Raw genomic sequence first — 20,808 nt, 5'->3', positions numbered from 1 at the left:
TGTCGGCACTGATGTGGCCTCACTCGGAGTATTCGAGTGTTACGGAGCAGCTCATTCCTGTTGCGAGTGCGAACTTCAATGCTCTGCTTGTTCGCGTAGAAAAGCGGATGAAGGACGGGCTTCAGTTCAATGTGAATTATGAGCACTCGCGGAATCTGGGAGCACAGTCGCAGCTCAACCAGGGCGGCGCGCTGTGGTACGGCGAGACGTCTTCGGACTTCCCGGACCATGTGGCCTTCACGGGCATTTACCTTCTGCCATTCGGTACGGGGCGGCCTTTCCTGAACACGAGCTCGAAACTGGTGAACGAGCTGGTCGGCGGATGGACGGTTTCGTCGATCTATTCCTTCCTCTCGGGCACTCCGTATGGCTGGGGGAACGTGATCTATAACGGCAACTGGCACGACATTAACAACCATCCTCACCAGTCCACGAATGTGTTCAATACGGCTGTGTTTGACAGGCGGACGCAGGTCTCCCCGACGGACAAGACGGCTGTACAGCCGAATTCCTACAACAATCGCACTTTCCCGCTGATGGCGTGGCGGGCGGACGTGACGAACAACTTTGACTTCTCTCTGCTCAAGAACTTCCAGGTGTACGAGCGCGCCCAGATACAGGCGAGATTCGATGCGTTCAATGCGTTCAACCGCACGCAATTCAGCGCACCGAACCTGAGCCCTACGTCCAGCGCGTTCGGAACAAGCAGTGGGCAGCAGAACAGCAGTCGTCAGCTACAGGGCGGTCTGCACATCATCTTCTAAGGCATTGCCTTAAGGTAGTTCGGTGCGCCCGAAGCGAAACGCAGATTTCCTGCGGGAATGACAACAAAATCTCCGGGGAAATGCTCGAAGAGAGCATTGTCGGAAAAGAAGAGGGAGATGCCTCAAGCGGCGTCTCCCTCGTTTTGTGCGAGCGCGGTGCTCAACTGAAGTGGAGAGTAAGAACTTCGCCCGCTTTGATGGGGAGCGAGATTTCTGCGGCCGCGTGAATGGACGAGACCTTTGCTCCATGTGCTGTCGTCACCGAGGCGATGGTCTGGCCTTTTGGAGCGGCGAAGTGGTGTGTGCCGCTCAGCGTGGCACGGAGCGTGGCTTGCGTGGCTTTGCCGTTGTGCCAGGTGAGGTCGACTTCGAGGCCGCCTCGAGTGCGGAGGCCGCGGAAGCTGCCTTCGGGCCACGCTTTTGGCAGTGCGGGGAGAAAGCGGACGATGTTGACGTTAGCATCGGAGCCGCTTGCGTGCGATTGGAGCAGCATCTCGATGATGGCAGTGGGGCCGCCGAGATTGCCGTCGATCTGGAAGGGCGAGTTTTCTTTTTCGCCGCAGACGTCGAAGAGATTGCCGCGCGTGGACTTGCGGAGGAGATGGAGGATGCTTTCGTAGGCGGCGTCGCCGTCTTCAAGGCGGGCCATGCAGTTGATGATCCATGCGCGCGACCAGCCGGTGCTGCCTCCGCCGTGCGCGAGACGGGCGTCGAGCGTGGCGCGGCAGGCTTTTGCCAACTCCGGCGTGCGGCGGAGGGTGATCTGGTCGCCGGGGAAGAGTGCCCAGAGGTGCGAGATGTGGCGGTGGCCGGGCTCGTGGTCGGTGTAGTCTTCGGGCCACTCCTGGAGGCGGCCGTCGTGGGTGATTTTGAAGGGTGGGAGTTTGGCGAGGGCGGTGCGCGCGCGCTGGAGGAGGTCAGTGTCTGAGTCAGCGGATGGATTTGTGGCTGCAATCCCACCCATGCGATGAGACCGCATGGATGGGGCACCCGATTCTGCGGCTGTTTCCAGATTGAGTTGTTCCGCGATGCGGAGGGTGAGGGTGAGGACGGCGCGGGTGATCTCGATGTCCATGGTGGGGCCCATGCAGAGGTTGTAGCTTTTGCCGTTGGGGAGCTGGTACTTGTTTTCGGGCGAGCAGGATGGGCCGGTGACGAGGTAGCCTGCGTAGGGCGTGCCTGCGGGTGCGGGCGTGAGGTAGTCGAGCAGGAAGAGGGCGTTTGCGCGGAGGCGCGGCCAGGCGCGGTCGCGGAGGAAGTCGCGGTCGCCGGTGTAGTCGAAGTGCTCCCAGAGGTGGGTGGAGAGCCAGGCTGCGCCCATGGCCCAGATGCCTCCGCCGAGTGCGTCGATGGGGGACGAGTCGCCCCAGAGGTCGGTGTTGTGGTGGACGACGTAGCCGCGGGCTTTGTAGTAGTCGCGCGCAGTGAGGGAGCCGGGGCCGCGTGTGGAGTCGATGAGGTCGAAGAGCGGGGTATGCAGGTCGCTGAGGTTGGCGCGCTCGGCGAGCCAGTAGTTCATCTCGGTGTTGATGTTGATGGTGTACTTGGAGCCCCAGGGTGGATCGACGGACTCGTTCCAGATGCCTTGCAGGTTGGCGGCGAGCGTGCCGGGGCGCGAGCTGGAGATGAGCAGGTATCGTCCGTACTGGAAGTAGAGCTGGACGAGGTGGAGGTCTTCGCCGCCGTCTTTGATGCGCTGCATTCGCTGGTCGGTGGGCATGTTCGCGTTGGGGTCTGGCCCGAAGGAGATGTCGGCGCGGCGGAAGAGGCGCTGGTGGTCGGCGATGTGGCGGCTGCGGAGGTCGGCGTAGGTGCGGTGGCCCGCTGCTGAAAGGTTGCGGCGCACGGCGGACTGCATGGCTGCGGCGTCGCCGACGTTGAAGCGGTCGGTGCTGGTGGTGCGGGCTGGGTAGCGGAAGCTGGTGGCGCAGTCGAGGAAGAGCGTGACGGTGTTGGCGTTGGTGATTTGGAGCGCGCTGTTGTTGGCGGTGACGGTGCCGCCTTCGGTGTGGGCCTGGAGTTCGGCGTAGAAGCGGATGCCGATGTGATGCTCTTTGACGGTGTCGCCGGGGTTGTCGTTGACCGGGAAGGCTTCGCCTGAGAGCGTGAGGCGGTTGGGCGCGATGGAGGTGGCGGTGAAGTTTGCGGGGCGGTCGAGGCTTGCGGTGAAGCTGAGCTTGCCGGGCTGGCTGGCGGTGAGGCGGACGACGATGGCCTGGTCGGGCGCGGTGCTGAAGACTTCGCGCGTGTAGCGTGTGCCTGCGTGAGTGAAGGTAGTGGTGGCGATGGCGGTGTCAAGATTGAGTTCGAGGCGGTAGTCTTCGATGGGCGCGTCGGGCGTGAGGCCGCCGGGAGAGAAGTCGAGGTGCAGGTCGCCGAGGGTTTGGTAGCAGGGCATCCGGCGTGGGACGGAGAGCATGTCGGAGTAGGCGAGGGCTTCGGCTTCGGCGATCTTGCCGGCGAAGAGCAGCTCACGGATTTTAGGCACGGACACGCCTGCGCGGGGGTTGTTGCGGTCGCGGATTTCGCCGTCCCAGATGGATTCTTCGTTGAGCTGGATGCGGTCGAGCGATGGGCTGCCGAAGACGCAGGCGCCGAGGCGTCCGTTGCCGACGGGGAGCGAGTTGGGCCACTTTGCGGCTGGTTGGTTGAAGAAGAGTTTGTATGGGGTGGGGTCGTCTTTTTGAGTTTGCTCGGGGATGGCGGCGAGCGCGCGGTGCTGGGTGAGTGCTGCTGCGGCGGCTGCGGTGCCGGTGAGGAAGCGGCGGCGCGTGGTGCGTGTGGTCATGCTTGCTCCGTGAGACGTGAGAGGCTGGTGCGTGGCTGGGTGATTTTTGCATTCCCACCTTTCGCGATAAAACTGCGATGGATGGGGCACCCGGGTTTGGTGGAGCGTTGAAGGAAAGCAGATTCCGCTGCGCTGCGGAATGGAAATGCAAAAGAACATGCAACAGCAACGGCAAATGCGGGGATTCTTCGCTACGCTCAGAATGACAGGTTAGAGGTTGTAGAGGGTGGCGCTGCGTGCCGGGATCTCGAGGTGTGCGGTGCGCGGGACGGTGATGGGGTTGTAATCGGGTTTGGCTTTGGAGTCGAATGCGGGGCCGGTGAGGCGCACGGCTTTGGGTTCGGTGCGCGTGGGGATGGTGAGGGTGAGGGGTTGGTCGTCTTTGTTGATGACGACGAGAGAGCGGCGGTTGTGCTGCTGGAAGGCGTAGGCGTTGACGCGCGGGCTGGCGCCGGTGAGCGTAGTTTTGAGGAAGGTGTGGCCGGAGAGTTGCTGCGCGAACTGGATGCCGTAGTACTCGGGACGTGCGACGAGGCCGGTGGAAGGTGAGCCTGCGATGGGCGTGTAGAAGCCTTCGCCGCCGCCGTGCAGATTGACGCCGACTGCGCCGGCCTGCGCGAACTGGAGCATCATATCGGCGCACCACAGCGCGGAGGCGAGCGTGTCGGAGACGCCGGGTTTGCCGCCGTCCCAGCAGGAGTTGCCCTCGGTCATGCGGTAGGGAAGATGCGCTGCGCGGGCGGAGGCCATGATGGTTTCGAGATTAGCGGCGAGCTTTGGGTCGGGATCGAGCAGGCGTTCGAGTGTGGACTTCGGGCTGCTGGCGGGGCCCATGGTGTAGTAGTGACCGGTGAGCAGGACGATGTCGTTGTAGCTGTGCGCGTCGGCGGCGAAGCCGGTGATGTAGGCGACTTTGTTGGAGGGATCGGGGCCGCCGAATTTTGCGTTGGGGATTTTTGCGACGATGGCGTCGTGGAGTTTGGCCCACTCTTTGGCGTAGTCCTGGTAGGTGAAGGTGGCGGGACGATAGCGGTTGCGCCAGGCGTCGGGCTCGTTGCCGAGCTGGAAACAGAGGAGGCGCGGGCCGATGATCTGGTGTACGGCGATGGCTTCGGCGACGGCGTTTTCGATGGTGCCGCGCGCAGCGTTGAGGCCGTAGATGAGCGTCCAGTTGGTGGCGTCGAGGAAGGCGCGGAGGTTTTTGATGGCGCGCGGCGTGTTGGTGGTGGGGATATTTTCGTGCTGGTGCGTGGCGGGGCCGGTGGCATCGAAGGGCGGAGGCGTGGTGAGATTGGTGGGACTCCAGGTTGTGAATTCGCTGGTGTTGCCGCCAAGACGGAGGACTCCTTGCGGGCTGAGGCCGCGGAAGAGGTTGATGAGGACTCTGTTTTCTGTGGAGAAGAAGGCCGGGTTGGCGAGCTGCGCGGTTTCGTAGGAGAGGCCGGTGAAGTTGAGCGGGATGGTGGGGCCCGTGATGGCTCGGTCGATGGTGAGCTGCGCGGATGCGGTGGACTGCGCGAAGCCGCGCACGGACGTGGCGGCGGTGGTTGCGGCGAGGGCGGCGAGGAAGTCGCGGCGGTTCATGCCTTTCATTTGAGCAGAACGTCTTTCATTTGTGAATATGGATTAAGAGACGGGCTACTCTGGTAATAGGTTGCAAGGAGGTTTTGTCCGTGGGGGAATGGACGCCCGAATTGGTGGAGTGGGTGCGCGCGTGCGCGCTGGGGGCGGGGTTTGATGCTGCCGGAGTCGCGGCGGTGAGCGATGATCTGCGTGACGGGGAGCGGTTTGCCGATTGGGTGGACGCGGGGCGCGCGGGCGAGATGGAGTATCTGAAGCGGCGCGATGACGAGGGCGTACTGCTACGGAGCGGCGTGCGCGTGGCGATGGGGTGGGCGCGGTCGGTGGTGGTGTGCGCGATCAATTACAACGGCGATGGGCCGCGGTCGATTGAGGATGCTCCTTCGGGCACAGGGTGGATTGCACGGTATGCGTGGAGCGGGCGTGCGGCTGAAGACGGCATGCTTCTGCCGAGCGATTATCACGATGAGCTGCTGGGGCGACTGCGTCGTGTGGAGTCGGCGCTGCTGGAGCGGTTTGGGTGTGAGACGCGGTGCTATGTGGATACGGGGCCGATTGTCGAGCGCGCGGTGGCGGCGAAGGCCGGGATTGGGTGGATTGGCAAGAATACGTGCGTGCTGAATCAGCGGCTTGGCTCGTGGCTGCTCCTCGCCGTAATTGTGACTTCGGTGCCGGTGGCTGAGGGGGCTTCGCTGGAGGTTGCGGCGGACAGGTGCGGGAGTTGCACGCGGTGTATCGATGCATGTCCGACGGAGGCGCTGGTTGCACCGCACGAGATGGACGCTTCGCGCTGCATCGCTTACCTGACGATTGAGAAGAAGGGCGCGATTGCGGAGGAGTTTCGTGAGTCGATGGGGCGGCAGGTGTTTGGCTGCGACATCTGCCAGGATGTGTGTCCGTGGAACCGCCGCGCGCCGGTTGCCGTGAAGCAGGGGATGAAGACGCGGAGAGAGTTGGTGAATCCCGCGCTGGAATGGCTGGCGGAGATGGATTCGGCGGCGTTCAGGAGATGGTTTGAGGGATCGCCTCTGGAGCGGACGAGGAAGAAGCGGCTGCACAGGAATGTTGCGATTGCGATGGGGAACAGCGGCGATGCGAAGTTTCTACCTGTGCTTGAAGCGTGGCAGGGAGGCGAGGATGAGGTGCTTGCGGAAAGCGCGCGGTGGGCGGCGGGCAGGATTCGCAAGAAAGACGAGTGTGGTGAGTCTGACGTGTAGAGCGAGCCTTCAGCCCTTTGTTTTATCTTCAACGTTTCCTGGGGCTTCGCCCCAGGCTGGTATAGGGCGCGCCTTTGGCGCTTTTGTTTTGCGACCCAATGAGTTTTCACAGGATAGGTGTAACCCGGCGCGGGCAGATGCGAGACGCAGATTCCCTTCGGGAATGACAACAAAAAGCGGGCCTGACGTGAAGCGCAGATTCTCTTCGGGAAGGACAACAAGAATCATGACAACAAACGTGGGGACTGCCTTGGGGAGCGCGGAGTTTTCGGTAGGCGGTGAAGTCACGTTGTATTGAGAACTGCTATAGCATCAGCATAGTGAAGCTCCGAGGTTCGCTGCTGCGTCCAAACAACTATGCCGTTGAAGGTCTCCGACAAGTCTGCCGTGCCGCCTCTTGCTGAACCGGAATTGCCTCCTGAGTCGATGGAGAAGGTGCGGCCTGTGGTCGTGGCGGACGGCCTGGGTGCTCAGATGGCCGCGCTGGCACGCTACATGATGCGGACCGAGGTGCATACGTACGCGTTCAGCGTGGCGGCCAATGCGATTTTGTCTCTGTTCCCGTTTATTGTGCTGCTGTTGACGATCTGCCGAACGGTGTTTCATTCGCGGGCAATGGAGGTGGTGGTCAGCGACATGATGAAGACGTTTCTGCCGGTTGGGCAGGACTTCGTGATGCGCAACATGCAGTTGCTGACGCATCCGCATAAGGGGACAGAGGTCTTCTCGCTAGTGATGCTGCTGATTACTTCGACCGGGGTATTTCTGCCGCTGGAGGTGGCGCTGAACAATGTGTGGGGGGTGAAGAAGAACCGGAGCTATCTGCACAACCAGGCGATCTCGCTGGGGCTGGCGTTTGCGGTGGGCGTGCTGGCGATTGCGTCGGCGGCTTCGACTGCGGGGCAGGAGGCGATTCTGTCGTGGGTATTCTTTGGTCATACGCAGAACATTGCTTATCGCTTTCTGTCCCTTACATTTTTGAAGTTTGCGGCGGGGTTTGCGAGTATTCTGCTGTTCTTCCTGATTTACTGGGTGCTGCCGTACCGGAAGGTTCCCGCGCGGGCTGTGCTGCCGACGGCGGTTGTGGTTGGATTGTTGTGGGAGCTGGCGAAGCATCTGTACGTCGGGGCGCTGCCCTGGATTGATTTTCGGTCGATTTATGGGCCGTTTTATATCTCGGTCGGGCTGATGATGTGGGCGTTTCTGTCGGGATTGTTATTGTTGGCAGGGGCGCATTTTTCGGCCACGCGGTATACGCTGCGGCTGGCGCGACAGGCGAAGGCGAAGGAGTAGCAGGCGATGGGGAACGGGCTTCGGTCCCGAATCTCGGGCTGGATGAAGGCGCATGTGCCGACCGGGCTGGCGGGCGCGGCGTTCTGGCTCGCGGTGTGGTTTTGCCTGCTGCTGGCGCTCAGCCGCGTGCCCGGCGGGTTTGGCACCTTCTTTGGCGTGATGGAGTTCTTCGTCGGTGTGGCGCTGGCGGCAGTGGCAGTGGCGCTGCTGTGGCAGTTGGTGCGCAAACACATGCTGTGGAGCCTGCGCAACAAACTGGTGTTGACGTATCTGCTGATCGGCCTGGCGCCGGTGGTGCTGTTCATCACTCTGGTGATGATCTCGGCGTATATTGCGGCGGGGCAGTTTGCTATCCATCTGGCGGATTCGCGGTTGCAGAGCGAAGTGGAGCAGATGAGCGTGGAGAACAGCCATCGCGCGGATCTGGTGGCTGGCGGACTGAATGGACAGTTGCCTGTATCCGCTTCCTCGGCCTTGCCGGTGGCGGAGAGCGCACAACTGGATACGGCGAGGACGCGGCTGCACCAATCGTCGGAGTCGTTTGTAGACGGCGTGCAGGTGTCGCTGGGTACGGACGTGGAGGGCAAGGTGCCGCTGGGGCTGCCTCCGTGGGCGACGTTGCTGTCGAGCGGTGAGTTTCACGGGCTGGTACTGGATGGCCGCGACGTCTATCTGGTTGCGCTGAACCAGCAGAAGTTGAAAGACGGACGCATGTTTACGCTGATGAGCAGCGTTCCAGTGGACGAGTCGCTGATGGACGGCGTTGCGAGTGGATTGGGCAGGGCTGTGCTATTTCCGCTGACGATTGAAACGACCGGCAACAGCCCGCAGACGAGCGGCGCGACGGCGACACCGCGTGCTCTGCAACGCGCAGGGCGCGCTGAGCGGGCTGATGCGGTGCGAGATGCCATTGCAGGCGGCAACGAACCGCCGGGTGTGAACCTGGCTGATATTCGCGTCCGATTTCCGTCGACGGTGGCGATGACGGATTGGGACACGGGCGGGTCGTACAACGTGGCGATTGCAGTGGACTCGCGTCCGTCGCTGTTGTACCGGCAGTTGTTCGGAGCGTCGCTTGGCGGAATGGTGACGAGCGTGATCCGCATCGGGCTGGTGGTGCTGTGCGTGGTGTTTGCACTGATTGAGATGCTGGCTCTGTGGATGGCGGTGCGCCTGAGCCGGACGATTACAACGTCGGTTGCGGATCTCTATCAGGCGACGAAGGAGATTGACCGCGGGGCGTTGCATCATCGGATTGGTGTGCAGCGCACTGACCAGCTTGCGGAGCTGAGCCGCTCGTTCAACAAGATGGCTGATTCGCTGGAGCGGCTGCTGGTGGAGCAGAAGGAGAAGGAACGGCTACAGAACGAGATCTCGATTGCGCAGGAGGTGCAGGCGAACCTGTTTCCACAGCGCACATCGAGCCTGGAGAAGCTGGAGTTGCATGGCGTGTGTCGTCCGGCGCGCTCGGTGAGCGGTGATTATTATGACTTTCTGGTTTTTCACGACGAGGCTCACAACGGGCACGCCCGTAGCCGCGAGACCGGCGTGGGGATTGCAATTGGCGATATCAGCGGGAAGGGAATCTCTGCTGCGCTACTGATGGCGACGCTGCACTCGGCTGTGCGGGCGTACCGGTTTGCCAGCGAAGAGCTGGTATACAGCCAGTCAGTGACGGATGGGCTGACGTCCAGCCGCGACGACCGCAGTGATTGCGATGAGCTGTTTCAGTCGCCGGGACGGATTCTTTCGCTGCTGAACCGGCACCTGTACCGCAGCACACAGCCGGAGAAGTACGCGACGTTGTTTCTGGCACACTACGATGCGGCATCAGCGATAATGACCTATTCGAATGCAGGGCAGTTGCCTCCACTGGTGCTGGGCAGTGACGGTTCGGTGCGGAGGCTGGATATGGGAGGCACCGTCGTTGGGTTGATGGACGGGATGCGCTACGAAGAGGGCCGGGTGCAGATGCAGTCCGGAGACATTCTAGTGGCTTACTCGGACGGCGTGACGGAGCCGGAGAACGACTTCGGTGAGTTCGGCGAAGAGCGCATGATGGAGGTGGTGCGGCGCTACCGCGACCAGCCGCTGCATGTGATCTCAGCGCAGGTGATGCAGGCGCTCGATGCATGGATTGGCGCTGAAGAGCAGCCTGACGACATTACGCTGGTGCTGGCGCGGCAGATGTGACGGCCTGTTGCGAGACGCGGGCTTGTCCCATTGGCGGCCACGTGATATGCCACTATTAAGTTACTGGTTTGATTTGATGTGCGGGACTACGTTCATGGTATCCACGATGCAGCACGGCCACTGAGCCGGTTTTCATGAAGATCAACAAGGATTGCTCTTGAACCTTCCCCAGACGATCAAAACAGGTCTCCTCAGCGGCCTCGCCGCGGTCGAGCAACTCGTCGTCTCTCCTCGCGTGCCTTCGCTCGACAGCGCCACGAATTTTCTCCTGCTCCAGCACGCCAGTGCTTTGGGGAGCGCCATTCACTCGACTCCACTCATCCCCGCGCTTCGTCATGCCGTCCCCAACTGCCGTATCGCCGTGGCGGCCAGCGGATTTTCGATGGACATTCTCCGGAACAATCCTGGCATTGACCACCTGATCGAGACACCGAGCCCGCTCGGCGACCTGCGGGGAGCGGTTACGGCACTGCGTTCTCAGGAGGTTTTTGATGGCAAGCCCTACGTCACACTGACTTCGACTGGCAATGAACGCACCAGAATTGTCGCGCAGGCCGTGCTTTCGGGAGCGGCGACACGGGTAGGATTTACTGTAGTTCCACGGCTCTATCGCGCGCCGCTGGCCTATGACGACACGCAGAGTCAGATAGCCAACAACCTGCGCATCATCGAGGCGCTTGGCCATACGACACCACACTTTGAGCCGCAGATTTTTTTCAGTAAAGAGGATGAAGCTGCGGCGCTGGATGTCCTTGCGGCAAGCGGGGCACCGTCAGATCGCGGCATCGCCGTCTTCATTACGCAGACCAGTGTGACGCAGCACAAGAGCTGGCGTCCGGAGCGGTTTCAGGCTGCGGCTTCCTTTTTGGCGGAACGTTACGGTTTGCATGTTGTCTTTATCGGCACGGCGGCAGAGTCTGCGGCCATCGACCGGTTGCGTGCGGGGTTGCCGTTTGCCACAACCAATGTGGCCGGCAAAACCAGTCTGACCGTGCTGGCTGCCTTGATGAGCAAGGCGACGGTTGGCCTGTCTCTGGACACGGGACCCATGCATGTGGGCAGGGCCGTACGGTTGCCGATGTGCATCATCGCTCCGGCGTGGTCTCCGCCGGTAGAGTGGCTGCCTGTGGGCGATTCGCGCTTTCGCATTGTGAAGAATGCCGATCTGCCCGCGGCCTTGCCCGGCTACATCATCGATGAGGTTTCGGTGGATGATGTGAAGGCTGCGTTGGAAGAGCTTCTGGTGCGCACGTAAAAAATACGGGGATCTCTCCACTACGGCGGCAAAAGACGCCGCCTTCGGTCGAGATGACGTGGTTTAGGGGCGCGCAAAGGGCCGTCTTCGGTCGAGATGACGTGGTTTAGTGCGCGCAAGAAGTGCGCGCCTTCGATCAAGAGGTTCGTTAGCGCACCGAGAGCGTGTCGAGCAGGGTGAAGAACTCCGGGAAGGAGATGGCAGCGGCTTCGGCTCCGTGGATTTCGGTATCGCCGGAGGCGCGCAGGGCGGCGATGGAGAACGCCATCGCAATGCGGTGGTCGGTGCCCGAGTCGATGAGTGCGCCGTGCAGCGACTGGCCGCCGGGGACGGAGAGACCGTCTTCAAACTCAGTGACTTCGGCTCCCATGGCACGCAGGTTTTTGACGACGAGCGCGATGCGGTCGGACTCTTTGACGCGCAATTCTTTTGCGTCGCGGATGGTGATGCCGTCGCGCGTGTACGGGCCAATGGCGGCGAGAACTGGCAGCTCGTCGATGACCTGCGCGGAGAGTGCGCCGGTGATCTCCATGCCCGTAGGGCCGTCGGCGGGTGCGTTGACCTGGATGGTGCCGACCATCTCGCCGTGTTGCTCTTCGACGTGCAGGACTTTGATCTTTCCTCCGAGCGCCGCGATGATGTCGAGCAGGGAAGAGCGCGTCGGGTTCATGCCTACGGCGTCGAGGACGAGGTTCGAGTCAGGAAACAGCAGCGCGGCGCAGAGGAAAAAGGCGGCTGAGGAGAGGTCGCCGGGAACGGTGGCGTTGATGGCCTTGAGCGTCTGGCCTCCGGGGATACTGAGTTTTTCGCCGTCGCGCAGGAGCGTGGCTCCGAAGGCGCGGAGGGCGTGTTCGGAGTGGTCGCGCGTGCGGACGGATTCGGTGAGGCTGGTGGTGCCTTCGGCCTGAAGACCGGCGAAGAGGATGGCGGTTTTGACCTGCGCGCTGGGGATGGGCGTATCGAAGTGGATTGCGGTGAGCGGGCCGCCGTAGATGGTGATGGGGGCGTGGCCGTCGATGAGGTCGAGCTTCGCGCCCATCTGCATGAGCGGTTTGCGGATGCGCTCCATGGGGCGCAGCGTGAGCGAGTGGTCGCCGATCAGGGTGTAGATGTGCGCGTGCGGCGCGACCAGGCCGGAGAGCATCCGCATGGTCGAGCCGGAGTTGCCGCAGTCGAGCGGCTTGGCCGGCTGGCCAAAGGAGCCTGTGGTGCCGGTGATCTCGATGGTTTTCTCGTCCGTGCGGACGACCTTCGCGCCGAGTGTCTCCATGCAGGCGAGTGAGGAGTGCGGGTCTGCTCCGGTGGAGAAGTTGGAGAGGCGCGTCGTGCCTTCGGCCAGGCCGCCGAGCATGGCGTAGCGGTGCGAGATGGACTTGTCTCCGGGCAGGGTGACGGATCCCTGGAACGAGCGGGCGGGACGGATGGTTTGAGTAGACATTCACTTTCTAGTGTAGCCAATCGCGGCAGGATGTTGCGGCCAAATTCCTGACGCTTCATATTCCTGACGCTTGAGGCCTGCGTCTGATAGACTTCGTGCGCGGTCGAAAGAGAAACGTGCCGGGTGGGCATTTTTTACGCCGCAATGGGGCCTCAGACGATAACCAGTTGAACAGGAGATTTCCGATGAAGCTATTTAAGAGTGTGGTTTTGAGTGTGGCGGTTGCGGTATCTGCAACGCCGATGTTTGCTGACTTCAGCTATACGGAGACGACGCAGATGACGGGTGGGTCGCTGCTGGGCGTGATGAAGATGGCCGGTCACTTCAGCAGGCAGGCGCGCGAGGCCGGTGGGCCGATTGTGACGACGGTGACGGTGAAGGGTAATCGCATGTCGCGCGTGAGCCCGACGAGCACCGAGATTATCGATCTGGACGCCGAGACGATTACGAACATCGACACGCAGAGGCGCGAGTATACCGTGATGACGTTCCAGCAGATGAAGCAGCAGATCGAGGCCGCCGAGGCCAAGGCTGCGGCCGAGCAAAAGAAGGCCCCGGCCGAGCAGCAACAGTCCTCGAACACGAAGGTGGACTTTGTGGTGCATGTGCGGAATACGGGGCAGTCGAAGGAGGTTTCTGGCCTGAGCACGAGCGAGTCGATTATGACGATGAACATGAATGCGACCGATACTTCTTCGGGACAGACCGGATCGATGGCGTTCACCAACGACATGTGGATGGCGCCCGAGGTTCCGGGCTACGACGAGATGAAAGAGTTTTACCAGAAGTTTGCGCAGAAGATGGGCACGGTCTTCAGTTCGAGCGCGATTAACCCGGCAATGCTGGCGCAGTACAAGGGCGCAAGCCAGGGACTGCGCGATATGGCGGAGGAGATGTCGAAGCTGAAAGGCACGCCGATCCTGCAGGTGATGCGCATGGGAACTACGGCGAACGGTCAGACGATTCCTGCGGCCTCCGAGGCGCCGCTTCCGCAGAGCCAGTCGCCGAGCGCGGGCGATGTGGCGAAGGAGTCCGCAACGGATTCGATTGCCAGCAAGCTTGGCGGGCTGGGCGGCTTCGGCGGATTCGGACACAAGAAGCAGCAGCCGAAGCAGGATTCGGCTCAGGCCAACTCGGGCTCGGGTGCGCAGCCTGCCTATGCGGTACTGATGGAGACTAATACGCAGATGGGGAACTTCTCGCGCACGGCCAGCGACGCGAGCTTTGCCATTCCTGCGGGCTTCAAACAGATTCCGGTGCGAGGGGTCAACTGATCGCAGTTTGAGGAGAATGGGGTACCTTCGCTCTCTGGTCGTACCGTCCCTGCCACGATCCTGCGCAGGATGGATTAAGTTTGCATCTCTGTACATTCACCTGTAGTTGGGAGTAGTGAACTGCGTTCTCCTTGGTGCGCGTTTGAACGGCGATTCAAGAGGAGGTCAAGATGTTCAAGCCGACTGGAAAGGGAAGGTACTTCATCAAGATTGACCCGCTGACAAAAGTTGTCAGGCTATGGCTGTACAACTACGACATTGAAGGCGCGCATTTGAAGAAAGATCATGTCGATGTGATAGATGCGTCAGTTACACCGCTGCTGCGCGATGGCGGGAATATTAAATTGCTGGGTTTGGCGAGCACAACCGGGAACGCAAGTTTCGACGCTACGCTGAGTCAGCATCGGATGGATGGCGTTGTCTCGCACCTGCGCGTAGCGGCCGGAGGCAGGTTTGCTGTATCGAAAGAATTTGCGTTTGGAAAGCAGATGGCGTTGGCGTTCGGTGCTGCCAAGCTCAAGGGTGGAACCGCCGACAATACGGAGTCTGAGATATGGCGCGCCGTGGTGATCAATGCCTGGAATCGGGATACCGTGCCGCCCCCGCCCCCGGGAGTGGATATTCCGATTTCCAACAATACCTGGTCAGATGATGTATCGAAGACGCTCGACAAAGTTTCATTCGCACTCGGCCTGATCGACTTTGCGGCGGACCTTGCGGAGATCGAGGCGGTTACGGCAGTGACCGGTCCGGCGGGACTGATCCTTTCTTGTATTCAGTCGATTGTTGCCATGCCGCTGATGTGGTTTGCAGGTGACGCGACGGCCAATGTGAACGGCCAGATACAGGGCGCTGCCGACGCGATACAGGACATGGCGGACCAGTTCAGCAATCCGGTGTTGGACCACACGCCGCTTTCAAAATGGCCCGCCGTCAAAGTACCGGCGACGCACCACTCGGAGAATCCAACACCAACGGTCTCGGAACAAGCATGGAGGGCAGGGCAGGTGAAAGGCTTGCTTGCGGCAACACAGAAGGTTGTCGATCTGGAACTTCATCCGAAGCCAGTGACGCTGCCGGATGGGAAGCATATCCGGCTGAGCGGGCGACTGTGGTTGCGAGCCTTATCGAAGACATATAAGGACAATGCGGGTATCGAGATTGTGATCAAGCCCGCAAATGAAGAATTGCGGAAGCAAGGCAAACGTCCTTTCCCAACGATATAAGGGCGTTGCCGGCCTAAATTGCGCGGAGGATGACGAGCGTCTCGTCGTCGAAGTGCTCCATGCCCGCCTGGAAGTCGCTCACGGCGCGCAGGATGGCTTCGACGGCGGAGGCGGCGGTGGGGTTGGGCAACGTCTGGAGTACCTGCTCCAGGCGCTCGCTGCCGAACATCTCGTGCTCGGCGTTTTCGGCGTCGGGTATGCCGTCGGAGAAGAAGACGATCAGGTCGCCGGGCTGGGTGGAAAGGGTGAACTCTTCGTAGGTGGCGTCGGGGAAGAGGCCCAGCGGAAAGCCTTCCGCCTTGATGGTGCGGACGCGCGGGCTGCCGGCGATGGAGGGGTTCGAGGAGACGAACAGCGGCTGCACTGAGCCTGCGTTGGCAATCTGGAGCGTGCTGTTTTCGTCGTCCCAGACAGCGATGAGCATGGTGACGTACTGCGCGTCGAGTTTGCGCTCGAGCAACTGGTCGTTGAGTGCGGCAAGCAGTTCAGCAGGCGAGAGATGCTGCGGCGCAAGCGAGCGCAGGATGCCGCTGACCAGCGCGGCGTAGAGCGCGGCGGGCGCGGCTTTGCCGCTGACGTCGCCAATGGCCAGCGCGACGCGGCCGGCGCCGTAGTTGAGGAAGTCGTAGAGGTCGCCGCCGATGGAGCGGGCGGCCATAAACTGCGCGGCGATCTCGGCGTGCTCCAGCTTGGGCGGACGGCGCGGCATCAGGCGAAGCTGCACCTTGCGCGCCATCTCCAGATCATTTTCAAGGCGCTGTTCTTCTTCGGAGATGCGCTGATAGAGCCGCGCGTTGGCGATGGAGATGGCCACCTGTGCGGACAGAGTGGAGAGCGTGCGCTGGTGGTCCTCGTTGTAGTAGTTGACGCGCGTATGTTCGAGGTCGAGCACGCCGATGACCTTGCCTTTGTAGATGAGCGGCGCGGCCAGTTCGGAGCGCGTTTCTGGATTGGCGGCGATGTAGCGCGGGTCTTTGCGTGTGTCGGGCGAGAGCACCGGTTCGCGCTGCTGCGCGGCAAGGCCGATGATGCCCTGGCCCAGCGGGACGACGCGGTCGAGCGTGATGCGTTCGCCATAGCGCGAGCTGAAGCGGTGCTCAAGCTGATTGGTGCGCTCGTTCCAGAGCAGGATGGAAAACATCTGGAAGTCGATGACGCGCTTGAGTAGCAGGCCGATACGCTCGAGCAGGTCGTCGAGATCGAGGATGCTGGTGATCTCGCGGGAGATTTCGTTGAGCACGGCCAGCGTCTGGGCCTGGCGCGAGACGCGCGTGTAGAGTCGAGCGTTTTCGATAGCGATGGCCATGCGCGAGGCGACCAGCTCGATGAGGCGCTGGTGCTCGAGCGTAAAGTAGGCGGCGGTCTCGGACTCAATATCGAGCACGCCGATGACTTTGTTTTTGACGATGAGCGGGACGGCAAGCTCGGAGCGCACGTTGGGGTTGACGTCGATGTAGTGCTCTGCCATGGCCACGTCTTCGACCAGCACGGACTGCCTGAGCAGCGCGGCCTGTCCGACGATGCCGCGGCCGAGCTTGATGCGCATCCGTTCGACCTCGGGTGCATGGCCGACCTGAAAGCGCATGCGGAGGTCCTGCGCGCGCTCATTGATGAGCAGGATGGCGAAGATGCGATAGTCAATGACGGCGCGGACGAGGTCGGCGACGCGATGCATCAGCGTGTTCAGATCGAGCGTGGTGTTGAGCGCGTCGGCGAGCGAGTGGAGGAAGTCGACCTGCAGCGGCTCGACGCGGATCTTGGGATCGGCGGCGTGGGGATGGAAGAGCGCCTTGGACGCGGTGGGGCGGTAGTCGCCCTCGAACGGCTCGCTGGATGCGTGCGCTCTGGTCTCGTCCGGTTCGGTGCTGCGAGGTTTGGTCGGGGATGACATGCCGCGTTCGGATGATATTACCGGGTGCGTTGCTGGTTTGTGGAGTGCTTCCCTGGTGGGGAGCGCCGTGTTAGCGACTGGCGAGTTCGGAGACGATCCTTACGCTGGCGCTGGCTCCGATACGCGAGGCGCCGGCCTTGAGCATCGCGGAGGCATCGGCCAGCGAGCGGATGCCTCCGGACGCCTTGACGCCGACGCGGTTGCCATAGGTGCTGCGCAACAGGGTAAGGTCGTCAGTGGTTGCGCCTCCCGTGGAAAAGCCGGTGCTGGTCTGGAGAAAATCGGCTCCCGCACCAATCGCGAGTTCCGCGCCGCGCAGTTTTTCCTCGAAGGTCAGCAGGCAGGTTTCGAGGACCACTTTGACGATGGCCCCGTGGTCGTGCGCCTGCTCGACGACGTCGCGGATGTCCTGCCGGACGGCATCGTAGTCGGCTGCGAGGCCGGACTTGAGCAGGCCGATGTTGAGCACCATGTCGATGTCGTGCACGCCGAGCTTGAGCACCTCGGCTGCCTCGACTTTTCTGGAGGCCGGGAGGTTTGCGCCGAGCGGAAATCCGAGGACTACGCCGACGGGAATGCCGGTGCCCGCGAGCGCAGCAGTGGCCAGTGAGACCCAGCACGGATTGACCGTCGCGCAGGCAAAGCGGTATTCGGCGGCCTCGCGGCAAAGCTCCAGAACCCTGGTTCGCGTCGCGTCGGGCTTAACCAGCGAGTGGTCGAGCACGGCTGCCAGCTTCTCGGGCGACGAGAGCGCGTATGCGGCAAACGTGGCCGCATCGAACTGTTCCGGGCCGTTGGGGTGCGGTTCAGAGATGGTCAGAGTGCTCAACAGACAGGCTCCTTCGGCGATGGGGAGTGCTCGCCGCGCAGTCTCTATCATACCGCCGTGGGATGTGGGTTTTGTGGCTGAATGCGGTGGTTTAGTGGCCGGGTGTGTCTTCGGGGAAGAGGCGGATGTCGTCCACGTTGCGGTAGCGTTCGGCGAAGTCCATGCCGTAGCCGATGACGAACTGATCGGGGATTTTGAAGCCCACGTAGTCGGCCTCGATGGGGACGAGGCGGCGGTCGGGTTTGTCGAGGCAGGTGGCGATCTTGAGCGAGGCGGGTTTGTGCTGGAGCATCAGGCCGCGCAGGTAGCTGAGCGTGAGGCCGGTGTCGAGGATGTCCTCGACGATGATGACGTGCTTGCCTTCGATGGGGTTGTCGATGTCCTTGATGAGCTTGACCGCGCCTGAGGAGACGCGCGCGCGTCCGTAGCTGGAGACGGCCACGAAGTCGAAGGTGGCGTCTACGGTGATGGCGCGGGCGAGGTCTGAGAGGAAGATGGCCGCGCCCTTGAGCACGCCGATCAGCACGATCGTCTGGCCCGCGTAGTCGGCGGAGATCTGGCGTCCAACTGCCTGAACGCGGTCGGCGATCTGAGATTTCGAGAAGAGTACATCCATTCCGGCGGCGGGTGGGAAGACAGGGGCAGTGGTGGTGGCCATAGTGGACAGCGTAGCGCGAACGGGGCTGTGAGGGGAAGGCCGGTATACTTGATAGAAGCGAGGATTATGTATCCCTATATCCATCTTGGCCCACTGCACCTGGGCACGTTCGGGTTGATGTTGTGGCTGGCTGCGGTGGTGGCAACCGTTGTGCTGCATAAAAACTTCGTCCGCAACAGCGTGGATGCGGACGCGCTGAGCGTGGTGGCGTTTGTGGTCATCGGCGGGGTGGTTGGTGCGAAGGCGTGGCATGAGCTCGAGGATGTTCCCGCCCTGCTTGCGGCCATGCACCAGATCGGCGCTCCGGGATGGGGTCATCCGCTGGATGTGGTGATGGGCTTTCTGCACTGGTTTCAGGCTGGATTTGCATGGTTCGGCGGCCTGGTGGCGGGCATCGCGGTGCTGATGTGGCAGGGAGTTGAGGCGCGTCCTGAAGGCACGCGCGGCTGGCTGGCTGGCATCAGGATGCTGGACCTGGCGGCTCCGGCCGCGGCGATTGGCTATGGCGTGGGGCGCATTGGCTGCCTGACCTCGGGCGACGGCGACTACGGCATCAAGACGACGCTGCCGTGGGGTGTCCACATGAAACCCGACGCGCTGGTGCCGACGCCTGACCTGGTGCAGCCGACGCCGGTGTATGAGCTGCTGTTCGGGTTGGTGCTGTGCTGGATTCTGTGGCGGCTGGGGAGGAAGTATCGTCCCATTGGCTGGCTGACCGGGCTGTATCTGGCGCTGAGCGGGATAGGGCGTTTTTTGGTCGAGTTTGTGCGCATCAATCCGAAGCTCTACTTCGGCATGAGCAACGCGCAGGTGGCGGCGCTGGCTTCTGTCGTTGTCGGGATCGTTGTCATGCTGGTGGCCAGCGCGCTGAAGACGCCCGCTGCTGCGGAGATGAAGGTCAGCCCACCGCAAAAAGCCGCGAGCTGACCTCCAGCGTTTCGGCCTGATTTTTTATTTCGACATCTCTTCGCGGATAGGCGGCTGCGGCGTGGCGAAGAATATCTGCGAGATGAGGCCGCCGATGATGGCGCCCACGATAGGTGCTACCCAGAAGAGCCAGAGCTGATGCGTCGCCCATCCGCCGACGAAGATCGCCGGGCCGGTGCTGCGCGCCGGGTTGACAGACGTGTTGGTGATGGGAATCGCGATGAGGTGGATCAGTGTCAGGCACAGGCCGATGGCGATAGGTGCGAAACCTTTCGGCGCGCGCTCGTCGGTCGAGCCGATGATGACCAGTAGAAAGAATGCGGTCAACACGACCTCGGCCACGAAGCAGGCGCAGAGCGAGTAGTGGTCGGGCGAGTGCGCGGCATAGCCGTTCGAGGCGAAGCCATTGGCCAGCGAGAACCCGGCCTTGCCGCTGGCGATGGCGTACAACACAGCCGAGGCGGCGATGCCTCCCAGCACCTGTGCCACGATGTACGGCAGAAGTTCGGAGGCGGGAAACCGCTTGCCCGCGACCAGGCCGATGGAAACAGCCGGGTTGATGTGGCAGCCGGAGATGTGGCCGATGGCGAAGGCCATGGTGAGCAGCGTGAGTCCGAAGGCGGCCGCGACCCCGGCAAACCCGACGCCATACTGCGGATAGGTGGCGGCGAAGATGGCGGTGCCGCAGCCTCCGAAGACGAGCCAGAAGGTGCCGAAGAATTCGGCTGCTGCGCGTTTCGACAGTGACATAGCGAATCCTCTTTCCATGCGTAAGTTGGCGTTTGGAACGGGCGAACGTGCTGCCCTTGAGACGGCGGAAGTGTAGCACGGGCGTGTTTTGCGGGTGTGGGCGGATATTTACAGGTGCCTGAGGTAAGCCTTGGCCTCTTCCAGTTGCGGGAAGAGCCGCTCCTCGGCCTGGAACTCGCGCGAGTGGACGCAGCGGCGTCCTCCTTTGACGCGGACGGGGTGTTTGAGGTGCAGCATCTCGTGATAGAGCAGATATTCGATCGCGTAGCGCGGCGTGTCGGGCCGGTCGAAGACGCGGCTGACGACGATGGTGTTGTGCGCCGCGTCGTAGTGGCCGAGCATCCGGCGGGCGTGGTGCGCGCTCCACGTCAGCGTGGGCCGGCCCATCAGTCCGTGAAAGAAGCGAGCGTTGAGCGACTCGAAGACTTCATCGAGATCATAGCGGTGTCCGCGCGCGGTCAGGATGCGTTTGCGCCCGCGTGTCTGGCGCACGTGCTCGGCCTGCTTCGAGACGGTCTCGGATGAGGCATAGCGCCGGTAGCGGTCGGCTTGCGCGGGTGCGATAGGTTTCTTGTAGAGCTTGGCGAGCAGGATGTGCGCGATGGCGCTATGTACAGGCTCGGGTGCGTGTTCGAGGATGTCGGAGAGCCGCACGTGCAGGCGTTCGTCGCGCAGGCGGATGGTCGTGTTGAGCGAGGTAAAGCGACGGAAGCGGATGTCGAAC

Annotated in this window: 16 protein-coding genes; 8 read left to right on the top strand and 8 right to left on the bottom strand. The window is 62.1% G+C overall.

Going from position 1 to position 20,808, the window contains the following annotated elements; genetic code table 11:
• A partial coding sequence (locus VFU66_RS05580) for an outer membrane beta-barrel protein (RefSeq protein ID WP_524536961.1) occupies positions 1 to 764 on the top strand: 764 nt, incomplete at its 5' end.
• Between the two features lie 160 nt (positions 765 to 924).
• Here VFU66_RS05580 and VFU66_RS05575 read toward each other — a convergent pair.
• Positions 925 to 3,552: a glycoside hydrolase family 95 protein gene (locus tag VFU66_RS05575; protein WP_326445248.1), complete on the bottom strand. Its 2,628-nt coding sequence runs from the start codon at positions 3,550 to 3,552 to the stop codon at positions 925 to 927.
• A gap of 210 nt (positions 3,553 to 3,762) precedes the next feature.
• A complete protein-coding gene (locus VFU66_RS05570) occupies positions 3,763 to 5,145 on the bottom strand; it encodes a hypothetical protein (protein ID WP_326445247.1) in 1,383 nt (460 codons plus the stop codon).
• Positions 5,146 to 5,225: 80 nt separating this feature from the next.
• Here VFU66_RS05570 and queG point away from each other — a divergent pair, with 80 nt between their 5' ends.
• The 4 genes from queG to VFU66_RS05550 all read left to right on the top strand — a co-directional run bounded on the left by queG (position 5,226) and on the right by VFU66_RS05550 (position 11,091).
• Complete coding sequence (gene queG / locus VFU66_RS05565) at positions 5,226 to 6,350, top strand: tRNA epoxyqueuosine(34) reductase QueG (protein WP_326445250.1); 1,125 nt, start codon at positions 5,226 to 5,228, stop codon at positions 6,348 to 6,350.
• A 357-nt stretch (positions 6,351 to 6,707) separates the two neighbouring features.
• On the top strand, positions 6,708 to 7,643 hold the full coding sequence (locus tag VFU66_RS05560) for a YihY/virulence factor BrkB family protein (RefSeq protein ID WP_326445246.1): 936 nt from the start codon (positions 6,708 to 6,710) through the stop codon (positions 7,641 to 7,643).
• 6 nt (positions 7,644 to 7,649) lie between these two features.
• Positions 7,650 to 9,836 carry a PP2C family protein-serine/threonine phosphatase gene (locus VFU66_RS05555; RefSeq protein WP_326445245.1) on the top strand — a complete coding sequence of 729 codons (2,187 nt, stop codon included), beginning with the start codon at positions 7,650 to 7,652 and terminating at the stop codon, positions 9,834 to 9,836.
• 157 nt (positions 9,837 to 9,993) lie between these two features.
• Positions 9,994 to 11,091 carry a glycosyltransferase family 9 protein gene (locus VFU66_RS05550; RefSeq protein WP_326445244.1) on the top strand — a complete coding sequence of 366 codons (1,098 nt, stop codon included), beginning with the start codon at positions 9,994 to 9,996 and terminating at the stop codon, positions 11,089 to 11,091.
• A 148-nt stretch (positions 11,092 to 11,239) separates the two neighbouring features.
• On the opposite strand, the gene aroA is transcribed toward VFU66_RS05550, so the two are convergent.
• Positions 11,240 to 12,529, bottom strand: a complete 1,290-nt coding sequence (gene aroA, locus VFU66_RS05545) for a 3-phosphoshikimate 1-carboxyvinyltransferase (protein ID WP_326445243.1) — start codon at positions 12,527 to 12,529, stop codon at positions 11,240 to 11,242.
• 185 nt (positions 12,530 to 12,714) lie between these two features.
• Here aroA and VFU66_RS05540 point away from each other — a divergent pair, with 185 nt between their 5' ends.
• Together VFU66_RS05540 and VFU66_RS05535 are read left to right on the top strand one after the other, a co-directional pair.
• Entirely contained in the window at positions 12,715 to 13,803 is a 1,089-nt protein-coding gene (locus VFU66_RS05540; RefSeq protein WP_326445242.1) for a hypothetical protein, read from the top strand.
• 170 nt (positions 13,804 to 13,973) lie between these two features.
• Positions 13,974 to 15,029, top strand: coding sequence for a hypothetical protein (locus VFU66_RS05535; RefSeq protein ID WP_326445241.1), 1,056 nt, complete (start codon positions 13,974 to 13,976; stop codon positions 15,027 to 15,029).
• 13 nt (positions 15,030 to 15,042) lie between these two features.
• Here the strand turns inward: VFU66_RS05535 and VFU66_RS05530 are convergent, their stop codons facing one another.
• From VFU66_RS05530 to hpt, 3 genes are all read right to left on the bottom strand, one after another.
• Complete coding sequence (locus VFU66_RS05530) at positions 15,043 to 16,920, bottom strand: SpoIIE family protein phosphatase (protein WP_326445240.1); 1,878 nt, start codon at positions 16,918 to 16,920, stop codon at positions 15,043 to 15,045.
• 70 nt (positions 16,921 to 16,990) lie between these two features.
• The gene (gene deoC / locus VFU66_RS05525) at positions 16,991 to 17,749 is read right to left on the bottom strand and encodes a deoxyribose-phosphate aldolase (RefSeq protein WP_326445239.1); all 759 of its coding nucleotides are present in this window, start codon (positions 17,747 to 17,749) and stop codon (positions 16,991 to 16,993) included.
• Between the two features lie 91 nt (positions 17,750 to 17,840).
• A complete protein-coding gene (hpt, locus tag VFU66_RS05520; RefSeq protein WP_326445238.1) occupies positions 17,841 to 18,407 on the bottom strand; it encodes a hypoxanthine phosphoribosyltransferase in 567 nt (188 codons plus the stop codon).
• A 66-nt stretch (positions 18,408 to 18,473) separates the two neighbouring features.
• Between hpt and VFU66_RS05515 the strand changes: the two genes are divergently transcribed.
• Positions 18,474 to 19,334 (top strand): prolipoprotein diacylglyceryl transferase, encoded by an 861-nt coding sequence (locus tag VFU66_RS05515; RefSeq protein ID WP_326445237.1) that lies wholly within the window; start codon positions 18,474 to 18,476, stop codon positions 19,332 to 19,334.
• 24 nt (positions 19,335 to 19,358) lie between these two features.
• On the opposite strand, the gene aqpZ is transcribed toward VFU66_RS05515, so the two are convergent.
• Entirely contained in the window at positions 19,359 to 20,084 is a 726-nt protein-coding gene (gene aqpZ / locus VFU66_RS05510; RefSeq protein WP_326445236.1) for an aquaporin Z, read from the bottom strand.
• 108 nt (positions 20,085 to 20,192) lie between these two features.
• On the bottom strand, positions 20,193 to 20,801 hold the full coding sequence (locus tag VFU66_RS05505) for a M48 family metalloprotease (RefSeq protein WP_326445249.1): 609 nt from the start codon (positions 20,799 to 20,801) through the stop codon (positions 20,193 to 20,195).
• Positions 20,802 to 20,808: the final 7 nt, after the last annotated feature.

Origin of the sequence: Edaphobacter sp. (assembly GCF_035763405.1) — a bacterium.
Taxonomy (GTDB): Bacteria; Acidobacteriota; Terriglobia; order Terriglobales; family Acidobacteriaceae; genus Edaphobacter.
This window is presented reverse-complemented; position numbering and strand designations above follow the sequence as displayed.

What these genes read in the sequence shown, in the direction of transcription:
- VFU66_RS05575 (WP_326445248.1), bottom strand. Translation starts at nt 3,552, where the DNA reads ATGACCACACGCACCACGCGCCGCCGCTTCCTCACCGGCACCGCAGCC.
- VFU66_RS05570 (WP_326445247.1), bottom strand. Translation starts at nt 5,145, where the DNA reads ATGAAAGGCATGAACCGCCGCGACTTCCTCGCCGCCCTCGCCGCAACC.
- VFU66_RS05560 (WP_326445246.1), top strand. Translation starts at nt 6,708, where the DNA reads ATGCCGTTGAAGGTCTCCGACAAGTCTGCCGTGCCGCCTCTTGCTGAA.
- VFU66_RS05555 (WP_326445245.1), top strand. Translation starts at nt 7,650, where the DNA reads ATGGGGAACGGGCTTCGGTCCCGAATCTCGGGCTGGATGAAGGCGCAT.
- aroA (WP_326445243.1), bottom strand. Translation starts at nt 12,529, where the DNA reads ATGTCTACTCAAACCATCCGTCCCGCCCGCTCGTTCCAGGGATCCGTC.
- VFU66_RS05540 (WP_326445242.1), top strand. Translation starts at nt 12,715, where the DNA reads ATGAAGCTATTTAAGAGTGTGGTTTTGAGTGTGGCGGTTGCGGTATCT.
- VFU66_RS05535 (WP_326445241.1), top strand. Translation starts at nt 13,974, where the DNA reads ATGTTCAAGCCGACTGGAAAGGGAAGGTACTTCATCAAGATTGACCCG.
- VFU66_RS05530 (WP_326445240.1), bottom strand. Translation starts at nt 16,920, where the DNA reads ATGTCATCCCCGACCAAACCTCGCAGCACCGAACCGGACGAGACCAGA.
- hpt (WP_326445238.1), bottom strand. Translation starts at nt 18,407, where the DNA reads ATGGCCACCACCACTGCCCCTGTCTTCCCACCCGCCGCCGGAATGGAT.
- VFU66_RS05515 (WP_326445237.1), top strand. Translation starts at nt 18,474, where the DNA reads ATGTATCCCTATATCCATCTTGGCCCACTGCACCTGGGCACGTTCGGG.
- aqpZ (WP_326445236.1), bottom strand. Translation starts at nt 20,084, where the DNA reads ATGTCACTGTCGAAACGCGCAGCAGCCGAATTCTTCGGCACCTTCTGG.